A 15,163-nucleotide genomic window follows, 5' to 3' on the forward strand; every position below is an offset into this window, starting at 1 on the left:
ACTCGCCCCTCGGCCTGCCAGGCGCTGCTGAAGGACCACTTCCAGGGTCCGTGGCTTGCGCCGGCACATTCTCGAACCGGCAACGAGCTACCGGGAATCGGGTACGGCGCTGACAGCCGGCGAGATCGCTGAAGTCGAAGCCGCCTCGAACGGCAGCGTTTGCAGTGACCGTTTGTGACATCACGGACGAGAAGGCAGTGGCCGGTTGGGTGAGCCGGTGGGTGCACGGCCCGGGAATGCGCAGACGGCGTCGCAGCAGTCGGTCCACGCCTGTGCCGGCCACCGAGCCGAGCAGACAGACCTGCAACAACTCCCTCTCGTCGGCGAACAGAGCCGGGCCGAACTGTTGCGAGGGGTTCACCACGCGTTCCCGGCTCAGCCCCCGGCGGCGCATGCCTGTGACCCCTGGCACGTGGTCCAGGGGCGGCCGAGTTGATGGCCCGGCCGGGGCACTTCTGACCACTTCCTGACGCTGACTCCTGTTCGCCACGCGAGGCCCTTCCGTGATCGACAGCGGGCGCTGAAGGATGTCGGTGCCCGGCAGGTGAATCCACGAAGTTCCGGGCCTGTGTCGGGACATGCGGCACATCTTCTGCCTGCCTGCTTGTGATCCAAGGAGTCAGTTCTGTTGAAACGTCTTCATACGGCCGCGGCGGCTGTCGTGGCCGCCGGTTCGCTGTGCATTGCTGCCCTGCCCGCCCAGGCCGGCGCGGCGCCCGCCGCCTCGAAGGCCACCCGGCTGGGTACGGGTACGGCCACCACGGTGACGCTGATCACCGGGGACCGGGTGAGGGTCGGCAAGGACACCGGCGGCCACCCGGCCGTGACGGTGGAGCCTGCCGACATACCCGGGCGTCATGTGGTCTTCAGCGCCTGGACCGGACCCGGCGGGGAGGTGCGGGTGGTGCCCAGCGACATGGCGCCGCTGCTGGGATCGGTCCTGGACGAGCGGTTGTTCGACGTCGGTTTGCTCATCCGCGAGGGTTACGACGACGCGCACGCCTCGTCCTTGCCGCTGATCGTGCAGCACGGCCCGGGGGCGCGGGCCGCCGCGCTGGGCGGGGCGTCGGTGCGCGCGGGCCGGGAGCTGAGCAGCATCCATGCCACCGCCGTCGGCGAGGTCCGCTCGAAGGCCGCCGCTGGGCTGGGAACAGCCTTGGCTGCGGCCGGCCGCAGCGCGCTGGCCGGCCACAAGGCTGTCGGCACGCTGGGTGGTGCGCTGGCCGGTGTCCGGCACGTGTGGCTGGACGGCAAGGTCAAGGCCGCCGGTCTCGACTGGAACCTTCAGAAGATCAACGCCCCGGCGGCGTGGTCTGCCGGCGCCACGGGCGAGGGTGTGAAGGTCGCCGTCATCGACACCGGGATCGACACGACCCACCCCGACCTGGTGAGCCAGGTCAGCGAATCGGTCAACTTCTCCGATGCCCCGGACGCTGTCGACCACTTCGGCCACGGCACCCACGTGGCGGGCACCATCGCCGGTACCGGCGCCGCCTCCGGCGGGGCACGCAGGGGCACCGCCTACGGCGCCCGCCTGTTGAACGTCAAGGTCCTCAACGACCAGGGCGAGGGGATGGACTCCTCCATCATCGCCGGCATGGAGTGGGCGGCCCAGCACGGCGCGAAGGTCGCCAACCTGAGCCTGGGCGGGCAGCCGACGGATGGCACCGACCCCGACAGCCAGGCCCTCGACAAGCTCACCGCCCAGTACGGCACCCTGTTCGTCGTCGCGGCCGGCAACAGCGGCAGGACCCACACCATCGCCTCGCCCGGCGCGGCGGATGCCGCGCTGACGGTGGCGGCCACCGACCAAGACGATGCGGTGGCCCGTTTCTCCTCCCGCGGCCCGCGCATCGACGGCGCCTTCAAGCCCGACATCTCCGCCCCCGGTGACGGCATCGTCGAGGACCGTGCGGCCGGCACCTCGCTGGGCAGCCCGGTCGATCAGTACTACACCGCCCTGTCCGGCACCTCCATGGCCACCCCGCACGTCGCGGGCGCGGCCGCCCTGCTGGCCCAGGAGCACCCCGACTACTCCGCAGCGCAGCTCAAGTCGGTCCTGCAGTCGAGCTCCCACACCCTGGGCGGCCCGGCGCCGGGTGTGGTCTTCGGCTCCGACCAGGGCGCCGGCCGGCTGGACGCCGCTGCCGCGCTCGACCAGCAGGTCGTCCCCGACCGCGGGACCTTCGACTTCGGCCGGCTGCTGTGCGACAGCACCACCGAGGTGACCCGTCAGGTCACTCTCACCAACACCGGCACCACCGACCAGTCGTTCGACCTGTCCTCCCAGCTGACCGCCCTGAGCAACCTCGAGCCGGCCCCGGCCGGGATGGTGACGCTGTCCGCCGGCCACCTGACCGTCCCCGCCGGAGGGTCCAAGACCCTCACCCTCGCCCTCGACCCGAGCGGCACCCTGCAGGGCGAGTACTCCGGTCAGGTCGTGGCCACCCCCACCGGCGGCGGTGCGCCCTTGCACCTGGCGATCGGCTTCGAGAAGTCCGACCTGTGCGCCCTGCACCTGTCCGCCCTCGGCCTGGACGGCAACCCCGCCATCGCCTACGGCCCGGTGCTGGACCTGGACACCGACCACCCCTCCGGCGTGAGCATCCCCAATGGCGGGACGACACTGCTGCTACCGGAGGGCAAGCACCTGGCCTTCACCCTCAGCGTCGAGCAGACGCAGCCCGACGGGCGCCTGGCCGCCGCCGTGATGAACGTCCCCGAGATCACGGTCACCCCCGGCAAGCACGTCGTGCTGGACATGCGCAAGGCATCGCCCGTCACGGCCGACATCCCCAGCCGGCACGTCGCGACCGCCACCACCTATGTGAACGCCAACCGCGCCAGCGCCGACGGCATCGGTCACATCGCGTTCTTCGACATGGCCACCAACGGCTCCTCCGATATCGCCTTCTACGCCGGCCAGACCGACGATCCCGTCGTCCACGGCACCCTGAACACCCAGCAGTACTTCCGGCTGGTGGATGCCGCGCACGCCGATGACACCGCGCACGCCTCCCAGGTGTACGACCTGGCCTGGAACGGCACCTCCTTCCCCGCCGGCATGCGCCACGTGCTCTCCAGCGGGGACGTGGCAAAGCTGGCCCGGATCGACGCCGACTACCGCAACCTCAACTACCCGCAGCAGAGCCGGGGCGACTTCGAGGGACGGCTGCCCTCCGCGAACAGCAAGCCGCTGTTCTTCCTGTGGCCCCCGCATCAGCAGATCGCCCTGCCCATCAAGCGGACGGAGTACGTCAGCCCGGGCCTGGACTGGCAACGCTGGTACTTCCACAACTCCTCCAGCAACCGGGAGAGCACCCAGCTGATGGGCGTCCGGCCCCAGCACTACCGCACCGGTGAGCGCACACACGAGGACCAGCTCGCCGGCCCGTTCACCACGATCGGCACCGGCCGGCTGGATGCGCACACCCTGGAGATGCTGGCCTGGGATCTGACCGACACCGCCGGCAACAGCCTGTGGAACGACAACCCCGCCGGATCGCAGCCGGGCTGGGGCAACGAGACCAAGGCATGGCGGGACGGCCGGCTGGTCGCCGACTGGAGCGACTACCAAGGCGGCTTCGACCTGCCCGCGCCGTCCGCCCCGGCCACCTGGAAGGTCCAGCGCGACATCACGACCCCCGGCAAGCTCACCAGCGGCAACGACACGCACACCGTGTGGACCTTCCGGACCAAGCCCGTCACGGACGGCACCGCTTCCCTGCCCCTGCTCAACCTCGACTACCGCATCCCGCTGGACGAGAACAACCAAGCCCGACCGGCCCACGCCCTGCCCATCACCGTCGATGTGCACCGACTGGACGGCGCGCGGTCCAGCCGGATCACCTCGCTTCAGGTCAGCTACTCCACCGACGGCGGAAAGACCTGGCGCAAGCCGTACGGTGAGATCCAGGACGGCCATTACCACGGTGTCCTGCCCAGCGGCGCCCTGGCGGCCGGTCAGATGGTCGCCCTCCACGTCACCGCCCGGGACGCCGACGGCGGCTCCGTCGACCAGACTCTGAACGAGGCGATCCTGGTCGCCCGCTGAGTCCTCACCACAGGCCGCATCCGGCGGGGACGGGCACCCGTCCCCGCCGGATGCGGTTCCGCCTGCACGCGGCAGGCTGTGCAGGAGGGCGCCGGTCCCGTCCGCGACGCCGGTCCGGCACCCTCACCGGACAGGGGTGCGCCGTGGAGCACGGGGGAGGGACGCCCCTGCCCGGCGGGGCGTTCGACGGTGTTCGCCGGCGCCTGATCAAGGGCCGGTACTGCCGGGCCCCCAGAGCCCTGATGCTGCCGGCCGTACCGTCCCGCCGGCGGCCGGGCGGAAGGTGATGCGACGTCTGGGAGGAGGAGTGGGGGAGTGGCCCGGTGCGAGGCAATGCTGGCCTGCCGTGCGGTTACCGAGCCGGCGCAGGTCTGCCAGCCTTCATGGGGGCCGGGCAGCAGGGCCGCGGAAGACGAGACCGAGCCAGGTGTGTCCCCTGTGTCGGGAGCGAACCGAACCTGAAAGGCAAGTGTGCAGGTCAACGTGATGGACCAGGGACCCGGCCAGGAGGCGGAACCCCACCTGGCCCCGCTGGGCCTCTCCCCGGCCCAGGAGAGGATCTACCTGACGCTGCTGGCGCTGGGCGGCGAGCACACCGAGCGGCTCGCCGACATGCTGGATGTGCCTGCGCAGGCCGCGGCGGGGGACCTGTCCACCCTGGCGGCGCTCGGGCTCGTGGCCAGGCAGGACACCGCGGGCGGCCGGTACACGGCCGTGGCACCCGACGTCGCGGTGGCGGCGGCGGTGATGCAGCGCCAGCTGGCCCTGCTGAAGGTCCAGTCACGCATCGACACACTGATGCAGACCTACCGCAGCCGTGCGGTCGGGGTCGGCCCGCCGGTCCAGCTCCTGCGCAGCCCCGAAGAAGTCCGGGAGTGCTTCGTGCACCTGCAGCGCACGGCCCGCCAGGAGGTGCTCAGTTTCACCCGCCTGCCCTTCGCCCTGGCCCTGGACCGCAACGACACGGAGCTGGAGATGCTGGAGCGGGGCGTTGGCTACCGGGCCGTCTACGAGCGGGCCGTACTGGCCCAGCCCGGCGCGCGAGAGCAGCTGCGCGACTACCTGAACGCCGGTGAACAGGCCCGCGCCGCGACCGTCCTGCCCAGCAAGTTCGTCATCGCCGACCGCCACCTTGCGATGATCGCGGTCCGCAGCGACCAGCAGGAGATGGCCTCCGGCTGCCTCCTGATCCGCACCACGGGGATCGTGGACGCCCTGACAGCCCTGTTCGAGTACGTCTGGGACCGCTCGGTGCCCCTGCAGCCGCACGATGAGGCCGGGCCGGAAAACGACGCGCTGACCACCGTCGGCGGCGACGATCTCGAGCTGCTCGCACTGATGCTGGCCGGCCTGCCCGACAAGGCGCTGGCATCCCAACTGGGCGTCAGCGTCCGCACGGTCCACCGGCGTATCCGCCGGCTGATGTCCCTCACCGGCTCCACCACCCGCATGCAACTGGGCTGGTACGCCGCCCGAGCCGGACTGCTGTGACACGGCCCGGGAGCCGACCCGCCGTTCAGCACCACAGGGGCCGGCGGCGCGGCCGCTGCCCGAACTCCGCTTCCGTCGTGAGCGCCGGAGCGGCCAGGAGCCGACCGCCCGCCACCCGCACTCCGCCCGGCCGGCCCCGTTTCGGCGCTCCTGCGCGGTGATGGCCGGATACGAGGGGTATCGGTCCTTGCCCCGCCGCAAGGCATGGCCCGACCCTGGCAGTCATGATCACCTCGAACGGACCGGCCGGCGCGGACTGGCGCCCGCGCACCCACCTCGTCGTGATGGTCCTCTACGACGGGGTGCAGGCGCTGGACGTCACCGGGCCGACGGACGTTCTGGCGGCCGCCAACGACCACGGGGGCCGCTACCGGGTTGTCGCCCTGTCGCCCGGTGGTAAGGAGGTGCGGACCACGTCCGGGTTGCGGCTTGCCGCCGATGGGGTGCTTGAGGAGTGGTCCGGGCGGATCGGCACACTCATGGTTCCCGGCAGTCCCAACTGGCGCGTGCCCGTGGAAGACCACGGGCTGATCGGGGAGTTGACGCGGCTGGCCCGCTCGGCCGGCCGGGTGGCCTCCCTGTGCGCGGGGGCCTTCCCGCTGGCGGCCGCGGGTCTGCTGGACGGGTGCCGTGTGGCCACCCACTGGCGGCAGGCCGACCAGTTGGCCGCCCGCTTCCCGTCGGTGCACGTGGACCGCGATGCGCTGTTCATACGTGACGGACGGATCATCACCTCGGCGGGCGTGACGGCAGGCATCGACCTGACGCTGTCGTTGGTGGAGGAGGACCTGGGGCCCGAGACGGCACGGGCCGCGGCGAAGGACCTGGTGGTCTTCATGGCCCGGCCCGGCGGGCAGTCCCAGTTCAGTGTCCGGCTGCGCGCACGGTACTGCCGCAGCGCGACGGTCCGTGCGGTGCTGGACGCCGTGGCGGCCGCTCCCCACGGGGATCACCGGCTGGACGCACTGGCCGCCCGGGCGGGAGTGAGCGTGCGCCACCTGACCCGGCTGATCCGTCAGGAGACCGGCACCACGGCCGCCCGGTTCGTCGAGGAGATCCGCCTGGAGGCGGCGCAGGGGATGCTCGAGTCGGGCACCGACCCGTTGGACACGGTCGCCCGCAGGAGCGGATTCGGATCCGCCGAAACGCTGCGCCGTGCATTTCAACGCGAATTCGGGATTACCCCCGGCGCCTACCGTGCGCGTTTCCGTACCACGCAGCCGGAATCCCCCCGGGCGTCTTCCGGATCCGGCGGCGCAGTGCCCGCAGGCCGGGTGGCAGCCGCGCTGGACGGCGGGCCGGCTCACGGTGGGTGAACGCCTTGCCCCGCAGGTGGGGCGGGCGGAGGATTTTCCCATGGACGGGCGAAGCGGGCGGAGCCGGCCGCACCTGGCGGTGATGGTGCTGTTCGACTGCGTCCAGTTGCTGGACGTCACCGGGCCGCTGGAGGTGTTCGCCGCCGCGAACGACCAGGGCGCCCGCTACCGGTTGCTGACCGCCTCCTGCGGGGGGCGGGAGGTGGTGACCACGGCGGGTGCGCGGCTGGCGGCGGATGTGGCCCTGGAGGAGTTCACCGGCAGAATCGACACCCTGATCATTCCCGGCCGCCCCGACTGGCGCACGGCGGTGTCGGACGCCCCCCTCATCGCCGGGATCAGCCGCCTGGCCGGATTCTCCCGCCGGGTGGCCTCGGTGTGCGCCGGCGCGTTCCCGCTCGCGGCCACGGGACTGCTGGACGGGCGCCGAGCGGCCACCCACTGGTGCCTGGCCGGCGACCTGGCCAGGCACTTCCCCTGCATCCAGGTCGATGCCGACTCCATCTTCGTGCGCGACGGGAAGGTCATCACCTCCGCCGGGGTCACCTCCGGTATCGATCTGGCCCTGTCGCTGGTCGAGGAGGACTTCGGGCCCAAGGTGGCGCGTGCGGCGGCGAAGTATCTGGTGGTCTTCATGGCCCGGCCTGGCGGCCAGTCACAGTTCAGCGTCCGCCAGGCCGCCCGGCAGCCCCGCCACCAGGTGGTGCGGCAGGTGATGGACGACGTCACGGCCCACCCCGCCGCCGATCACAGCCTGGAGGCGGTGGCCGGGCGGGTCGGTGTGAGCGTGCGCCAGCTGACCCGGCTCTTCCGCACCGAGACCGGGATGACCGTGACCCGCTTTGTGGAGCAGATCCGCCTCGAGGCGGCACAGGGGCTGCTCGAGTCCGGCACCGACCCGCTGGACGTCGTGGCCCGCCGCTCGGGTTTCGGCTCCGAGGAGACCCTGCGCCGCGCCTTCCAGCGGGAACGCGGCGTCACCCCGGGCACGTACCGGGCGCGGTTCAGGACCACCCTCACAGCGCAGTCGGCCATGGCCCACGCCCACTGACCGCCCCCTCGCCTTTTTCTTCCGGCCCGCCCGCATATTCGGCCGCGCTTCCCGCCGAACGGGCCAAGGCCTCCTTCTCGCGCCGGATCCGGAAATCCGCCGGAGTTCCTGCACGTTGCCGAGTCCGTAACCGAAAGGGGCCGCTTTGGTAGCTGTCATCGGCAGACGATTCCCTCTTCCACAACAGGCGAGCAGGCACGGGCGTCTGGAGGCCCTTGCCCGGCACCGGCTACCGCGTGCAGCAGTCGACCTCCTGCTCGCCCCGCTGCTGGCGGTGGCCGCCCTCACGGAGGCCGTCGATCCCGCGCACCCGGCCGGACACGGCCTGGACGCGGTGGGCATCGCCCTGGCCCTGATGGTGGGAGCCCCCTTCGCGATGCACCGGCGGTGGCCGGTTGCCGCACTGCTGGTCGTCGGCGCGGCGGCGGCCGCCCTGCAGGCCCGGCACTCCATCCCCGCACCGGTCGCCGGCGCCGGAGCCGGCGCCGCCATCGGCACGGTGCTGCTCGCCTTCGCCGTGGCGGTCTTCCTCACCACCGTCCGCTCCATGCGCTGTCCCACCTACCGGCTGCTGGCCGGGACGGCACTGGCAGCCGGCGGTACCGAGGTACTGATCGGCGGTGCCGGCGGCATCGGTTCGGCCCTCGTCGTGGACGTCCTGGTGGTCGCCGCGTGGGCTTTGGGCTGCCTGGTGCGCGCCCGCCGCGCCATGGCGGCCGAGGCGCTGGAGCATGCGGCCGCGCTCAAGCGGGAGCAGGTCGCGCTGGCGCGCACTGCGGTGGTGGAGGAGCGGGCCAGGATCGCCCGTGAACTGCACGACATCGTGGCCCACCATGTGAGCCTGATGATCGTGCAGGTCATCGCCGCCGACCGCGTCCAGTCCAGCGACCCGGGCAAGACCCGGGAGCTGCACGCCGCCATCGAGGCGACCGGCCGGGCCACCATCGCAGAGCTGCGGCGCCTGCTGGGGCTGCTGCGCACCGAGGAGGACGAGGCGGTGGCGGGTCGCTCGCCGCAGCCGGCGATCAGCGACATCCCCTCACTGCTGGACTCCCTGCGCGACGCCGGGCTTCGCGTGGCGGAGGCCTCCACGGGTATCGCCCGCCGCCTGCCGGCCGGCACCGAGCTCACCGCATACCGGGTGGTGCAGGAGGCGCTGACCAACACGCTCAAACACGCCGGGCACACGCACGCAGCCGTCACCTTCGACTGGCAGCCGGACTGCCTGACCGTCACGGTGCGCGACGACGGCCCGCGTGCCGGCGCCCATGGCTCCCATGCGGTGGCGCCCGGCGGCGGCCACGGCCTGGTGGGCATGCGCGAACGCGTCACCGCCGCCGGCGGCACCCTGCACACCGGCCCGCAACCGGACGGCGGCTTCCTCGTCCGCGCCGACCTGCCCCTGACCCCACCCCACCCTGCGACAACGAAACGGGCTGTCCTTGATCACCGCCACCCGCATCCTCCTCGTCGATGACCAGCCCGTGATCCGCACCGGGTTCCGTCTCATCCTGGAAGCCGAACCCGACCTGATCGTGGTCGGCGAATCCGGCGACGGCCTGGCCGCGGTCGCCGACGCCCGCAGCCTGCAGCCGGACGTCGTCCTCATGGACATCCGCATGCCCCGGCTGGACGGGGTGAAGGCGACCTACCGCATCCTTGAGGCCCCCTCGGCGACCCGGGTGATCATCCTGACCACCTTCGACCTGGACGCACACGTCCTGGACGCCCTGCGCGCCGGGGCCAGCGGCTTCCTGGTCAAGGACGGCCCGGCCGACTCCCTCGTCGAGGCGATCCGCGCCATCGTCTCGGGGGAAGCGGTCATCTCCCCCCAAGTGACCCGCCGACTGCTGGAGCGGTTCGCCGCGCTGCCCGAACCGGCGCCCGCCCCGCCGAGCCTGAACGCCCTCACCCAGCGGGAGACAGACGTGCTGCGGGCCCTGTCCCGCGGGCTGTCCAACGCCGAGATCGCCGCCGAACTCTTCATCAGCGAATCCACCGTGAAGACCCATGTCGCCCACATCCTCGACAAGTACCACCTGCGCGACCGCGTCCAGGCCGTCATCCTCGCCTACGACACCGGACTCGCCCTGCCCTCCACCTCACCCGGCCGCGGGCACAGCACCGGGCAGGAGACGGCCCGCCCGCGGTCATCCATGCGAATGACCTCCGCCATCGCCACCAGGGCCGATGCCCGCACACGCCGTCAAGTGCAGGCTGGATGCAGTCAACGGCCACCCCCTCCGTTGGCGGTAGCGAGCGCCGCGTGTGACAGGCGGCCGGAATCTCATTGAGGAAACACGTGACGACCACGACCACACTCGACCGTCCCGCCCCCTGCCCGACGATCTCCTGGCCGTGCCCGCCTTCTTTGCGGATCACCCTCCTGACGGGGCCGGGGTGCAGCATGCTCGTCCGCCTGAGCGGTGAACTGGACATCGCCGGCGCTCCCGCGGTCAACAGCGCACTCGACTTCTGCCTCAGCCTCGATCACAGCCACGGCGTGACCCTGGACGCAGCCGACCTCACCTTCGTCGACGCGGCCGGCCTGCGCCCCCTGGTCGAGGCTCACACGCTCAGCCGACGACGCGGCCAGTGGCTGCGCATCGCACCCGTGAGTGCGGCGCTGCGCCGGGTTGTGGTCCTGACCCGGCACACCCACCGGCTCCTGGACTGCACGGCAGCCGGTGAGGTCGACACCCAGCAGGTTCTGCCCGGATCGCTGCCGAAGCGCTGACTGCGCCCCTCTCCGAAGGGAGGGGCCCTTTCCCTGCTGCGCAGGAAGCCGGTTCCTTTCCGGCCCGAAGGCCGGGGCGCACCTGCCGCGCGCATCGACTACTCCGGCACGGTGGCTCGACGCCTGCCGCTGAACGCGCCCGCACCCTTTATCGGGCCCGGTTTCGCAGGGCGTCGTCGTTCCCGCACAGCCGGTAGGTGCACGGGGTGGGGGCGCCCAGGCGGCGCTGGAGGAGGCAGTAGGCCGCAGCCCCGAGCAACGCGCCGATCAGCGGGGCGACCAGGTAGACCCATAGCAGCCGGGTGCTACCGGACAGCAGCGCGGGGCCCAGCTGGCGGGCCGGGTTCGCCGAACCCCCGCTCCATCCCCCCAGCACGGTGATGATCAGGGTCGTCGCCGCGCCGACGGCATAGGGCAGCCAGCGGCTGATGGCGGGGTGCGCCAGGAAGAACGCCACCATCAACACCACCAGTGCGAGGCAGCCGCCTTCCGCGAGCATGAGTGCGGTCGTGTTCCACGCCGGGCTCGGGTGCACGGCGGCATAACGCATCGATGGCCGGGCAATCACCGGTCCCCAGCACAGCCGTCCCAGCGCAGTGCCTGCCACCGAGCCTGCCAGCTGCGCGGCGGCGTAGAGCGGCACGTAGCGCCCGGGGAAGGCACCCATCAGCCACAGCGCGAGACTGATCGCGGGGTTCATGTGGGCGCCGGAGCAGCGCCCCGGCGGGGAGGTGATCAGCACCACGAGGACGATCCCGACCACGACCCCCACGAGCGCTGTCGCCGCCCGAGTGCCTGCCACGGCGAGCGGCGAGTCAGGTGACGTCAGCCAGCGGACGGCCGTGACCACGCAGTACAACAGGACGGTCGTCAGCACGAACTCCCAGGCCGCGTCGGCAAGCCCGTACAGCGGGCGGCGGTCCCAAGGAGCGGCAGCGGGGCCGGTGGCTTTTTCCCGGAGCACCTTTCGACGGTACGTCGAAGGGCGGCCGCACGGGCCAGGAAGCCGCCGCCGGCGGCCGGTGGCGGGCCCCGGGCCAGTTCCCGGCCCTGTCGCCGGCCTGCGCGGGCGGAGGCGGGCCGCCGCACGGGATCCAGCCACGGCCGTGAACCTGCTGCGCAGGTCGTCGTCCAGGCTCCCGTCCGGGAGGATCCCCCGGACGACGGCCGGCTCGCTGCCCTGCTCCAGCCGCGGCCGGACCTGCACGTCGTGCAGTTTCCAGGCGTGGCGGTCGGCGTACATCCTCAACGTTGTCGAAGTGCGGGGCCCAGGCCGGCGAGCAGCAGCTGGAACGGGTCGGGCCCCGTGTCGCCGCCGATGGGGGTGTGTTCGTCGGCGATCAGACGGTGGGGCCCGACAGTGATCAGGCGGGCGAGGCTTCCTGTTCTGTGACGTGCACCGCGCGGTGGGACACCTCAGTCCTGCCCGGGAGTCAGGAGCACGGCGATCCGACTCTTGTGGGCGATCGCGATGCTGACACTGGGGGAGAACCAGGCGGCGAGACGACTGCGGTGGTGCGGGCTGACGACGATCAGGTCGGCGTCGAAGCCCTCGGCGGCCTCCTGCACGGCTTGCGCCACATCGGACACCAGGCCGTCCAGCAGCTCACCGTCCGCCGGGACACCCGCCTGCCGCAGGGTCGCGACGGCCGAGTCCAGGACTTGGTGGGCGGCTGCGTCGTCCTCCAGGCCGACGACGGTGTCGTACACCACCTCGGAGGGGTCGATGTGCAGCACCCGGACCTTCGCGCCGGTCACGGCGGCCAGTTCTGCGCTGGTGCGGACCGCGCTGTGCGAGGCCGGGCTGCCGTCGAGGGCAACAAGGATGCGGTGGAACATGGGGATCTCCTTGACGTACGGGAATGGTCAGCGTCCGGCGGCGCCGGGAGCGGCGGGGGCGACGGCCGGCGTCTCCTGGTGGTGGTGCTCGATGGCCCGCTCGCGCTGGACGAGGGCGACAGCGGCGGAGACGGCGAGCAGCACCACGGACAGCCACAGGCCCTTGGCGATGCCTCCGGAGGAGTCGGACAGCAAACCGGAGACCAGAGGCCCGACTGCCTGGCCGACGCTGAAGGCCACCGTCAGCAGGGCGATACCGAAGGTCCACGCGTGCGCGGGCAGCATCCGGCGGGCCAGGACGGTCACGGCGGTGGGGCCGGCCATGAACGAGCCGCCGAAGATGATCGCCGAGGCGATTGCGGCGCCCATCCCGTGCCACAGCAGCACGGGCAGCACACCGACCAGGACGACGGCCGACACCAGCGCGGGAGCGGCGCCGCCGCGCAGCCGGCCGATCAACCGGCCCCACACCAGCAGTGTCGCCGCCGCGGAGGCGATGCCCAGCACGATGAAGAACGTGGCCGTGCCCCAGACCTTCATGCCCTGGCTGTGCAGCAGGGCGACGACGAAGGTCATGTAGGACACGTAGCCGGCGCCGAACAGCACGTACCAGGCGAAGACAGGCGTCAGCGGCTTGAGGCTGATGCGGCCGCCGTGGGTGGCGCCGCCCGCCACCTGCTCGGGCACCTGGCGTGCGGCCCAGGCGGCCGGCCCGATCGCGAGGAGGGCGAGCACACCCATCAGCAGCCACCCGGCCTGCCAGCCCGACACGCCCCAGGCGGTGAGGGCCGCGGGGATCACCACGCCGGAGAGCACCACCCCGATGCCGACGCCGGCCATATACATGGCGACCAGCGCGGCCGAGCGGGTCTGTTGGCCGCCGCTGTGGACGCGGGAGGCGAGCGCCGAGCCGACTACGAAGGTCACCGCGGTGCTCAGACCGCCGATGAACCGCAGGACGGCAAGGCCGGCGAGGTCGCCGGTCGCCCCGGAGGCGAGCAGGGTGAGCGCACTGATGACGATGCCCCACACGAACGCGGCCCGGGCGCCGAAGCGGCGCGACCACCAGGCCGCGGTGGCGGCTCCGATGATGTAGCCCAGGGCGTTGGCGGTGTTCATCCCGCCGGCCGCGGCGTAGCTCCAGTGCAGCTTCTCCCGCATGGCCGGCAGCAGCAGCGCGTAGGCGAAACGGGTGAAGCCCAGCGCCACCACCGGGCCGGCCGCCAGCCCCAGTGCAACGAGAAACTCCGGCCGCTGCTTGGCGGCCGCAGACGGTGAGGCGGTCATCGCACACGCTCCCAGACAGTCCAGTCGATCACGACAGGGCCTTTCTCGAACGATTCGGATGTGAGGATCACGGCGCTTGATTAGCGCCTTCACGGGGGTTCAATGCGTGCTGCAGGTGCTGCCATGGCCGGTCGCCGGGCCGCATTGCCCACCAATCGGGCCATCGCGAAGACCCGCGCCGCGGGCGGCGGTCATCGGGCCGCCGAGCCCGTCACGACAGGCGCGGCACAGCGGGCTGGTAGCCGGTAGCTGGCAGGAGCCGGCAAGGCGGCTCGATGCGCCGCCACGCGCCGGATGGCGTCGGGCAGGGTTCGGGGACGCGCAGTGCGCACCGGGCAGCCGCGCCGTCGGCATGGGGCGGAGGCAACCGATGAGCCAGGAGCAGACCGGGGAGCCGTGAGGTGGCGCCCCCAAGTCAGGACAGGTCGCCGGAGGAGGGCCCCGCCGCCGCTCCTCTTCCAGGCGCGATGTCGGTGTCTTTCGATTCGCGGTACGCCGCGACGAGGCCCGTGGGAGCGTAGGGACGATCGTCCGGTCAGCCGGCCGGACGGCTGGGCTCGCGGCCGGGGCAGTGGTGGAGCCCAATCCCAGCAGCCTTCCGGCCCGGAAGCGGGTGTTCCGCCCCGGTCCGGTCCATCAGGGCGGCGATACGGCGGCGCACGGTGCGCAGGCCGAGTCCCAGGTACGGGGCGGCGGCCTCGTCCTTGAGGCCGGAGGTCAGCCCGCGTTCAGCAGGCCGTGCGCTGGTCGGGCAGGTCCCGGATGGCCCGCATGGGGGAACACGAGGCCATCACCGGTGTTTCTCCGCGCCCAGAGGAATCTCGAACCAGACAGTCCTGCCGTCGGCATGCTCGCGTACTCCCCAGTGCTGTGCCCGATCGCCGACCATGCGCAATTCCCCGCTTTCGCAGCCACCTAGTGCTGCCCCGCGCAGGGTTCCGCGGGCGCTGAGCACCTCGACGAGCAGCACATTCGTGCGGTGCAGGCGGACACCGAGGGGGCAACCGTCGTCGCAGCCGGCAGCGCTGACCAGCTCCTCGATCAAAGGCTCTGCCATGTCCGCGAGCATCGGCAGGTCCCACTGCTCCAGCTGGCCACGGATGAGGTGGCGCGCCCGGCAGGCCTCGGTGCTGTCGCATGAAAGGTCCCATGAGGCGGTGCGATGGTCGGGCAGGCCCCTGATCCCCATCGCCAGAAGGGTGATGTCGTCCTCGCCGCCGTGCGGGCGCAGATCGGAGAGGACGGCGTCGCACAACTGGTTCAGCGAGTGGCCGCCGCGGCCGAGCGCGCTGGCTAGAAGACTGCTGAAAATCTTGTTGTGGGGCCGCCCGGCCGGAGGCCGGGCGGCCCTTTCCTTTATGCGGTGGCCGGGACGATGTGCCAGGTGG

Annotated in this window: 9 protein-coding genes and 2 pseudogenes; 7 read left to right on the forward strand and 4 right to left on the reverse strand. The window is 71.9% G+C overall.

Features of this window, described 5'->3' with window-relative positions; genetic code table 11:
* Positions 1–628 precede the first annotated feature (628 nt).
* The 7 genes and pseudogenes from ACWDAS_RS33405 (at position 629) to ACWDAS_RS33435 (ending at position 10,649) form a co-directional block, all read left to right on the forward strand.
* Positions 629–4,054, forward strand: a complete 3,426-nt coding sequence (locus tag ACWDAS_RS33405; protein WP_450398395.1) for a S8 family peptidase — start codon at positions 629–631, stop codon at positions 4,052–4,054.
* A 486-nt stretch (positions 4,055–4,540) separates the two neighbouring features.
* Positions 4,541–5,545: a helix-turn-helix domain-containing protein gene (locus tag ACWDAS_RS33410; protein WP_450398397.1), complete on the forward strand. Its 1,005-nt coding sequence runs from the start codon at positions 4,541–4,543 to the stop codon at positions 5,543–5,545.
* Positions 5,546–5,769: 224 nt separating this feature from the next.
* Entirely contained in the window at positions 5,770–6,861 is a 1,092-nt protein-coding gene (locus ACWDAS_RS33415) for a GlxA family transcriptional regulator (RefSeq protein ID WP_450398399.1), read from the forward strand.
* A 40-nt stretch (positions 6,862–6,901) separates the two neighbouring features.
* Complete coding sequence (locus ACWDAS_RS33420; protein ID WP_450398401.1) at positions 6,902–7,912, forward strand: GlxA family transcriptional regulator; 1,011 nt, start codon at positions 6,902–6,904, stop codon at positions 7,910–7,912.
* A gap of 274 nt (positions 7,913–8,186) precedes the next feature.
* A complete protein-coding gene (locus tag ACWDAS_RS33425; protein ID WP_450398402.1) occupies positions 8,187–9,389 on the forward strand; it encodes a sensor histidine kinase in 1,203 nt (400 codons plus the stop codon).
* Positions 9,358–10,008: pseudogene (locus tag ACWDAS_RS33430) on the forward strand (response regulator); the annotation flags it as partial. The gene ACWDAS_RS33425 and the pseudogene ACWDAS_RS33430, both read left to right, overlap by 32 nt.
* Positions 10,009–10,214: 206 nt before the next feature.
* Positions 10,215–10,649, forward strand: a complete 435-nt coding sequence (locus ACWDAS_RS33435; RefSeq protein ID WP_450398404.1) for an STAS domain-containing protein — start codon at positions 10,215–10,217, stop codon at positions 10,647–10,649.
* Between the two features lie 148 nt (positions 10,650–10,797).
* Here the strand turns inward: ACWDAS_RS33435 and ACWDAS_RS33440 are convergent, their stop codons facing one another.
* The 4 genes and pseudogenes from ACWDAS_RS33440 to ACWDAS_RS33455 all read right to left on the reverse strand — a co-directional run.
* A complete protein-coding gene (locus ACWDAS_RS33440) occupies positions 10,798–11,613 on the reverse strand; it encodes an MIP/aquaporin family protein (protein WP_450398406.1) in 816 nt (271 codons plus the stop codon).
* A gap of 452 nt (positions 11,614–12,065) precedes the next feature.
* Positions 12,066–12,488, reverse strand: coding sequence for a universal stress protein (locus ACWDAS_RS33445; protein WP_450398408.1), 423 nt, complete (start codon positions 12,486–12,488; stop codon positions 12,066–12,068).
* Between the two features lie 27 nt (positions 12,489–12,515).
* The gene (locus tag ACWDAS_RS33450) at positions 12,516–13,775 is read right to left on the reverse strand and encodes a YbfB/YjiJ family MFS transporter (protein WP_450398410.1); all 1,260 of its coding nucleotides are present in this window, start codon (positions 13,773–13,775) and stop codon (positions 12,516–12,518) included.
* 790 nt (positions 13,776–14,565) lie between these two features.
* Positions 14,566–15,163 (reverse strand): annotated as a pseudogene (locus ACWDAS_RS33455) (hypothetical protein); the annotation flags it as partial.

The sequence above is a fragment of the Streptomyces sp. NPDC001070 genome (genome assembly GCF_053598835.1).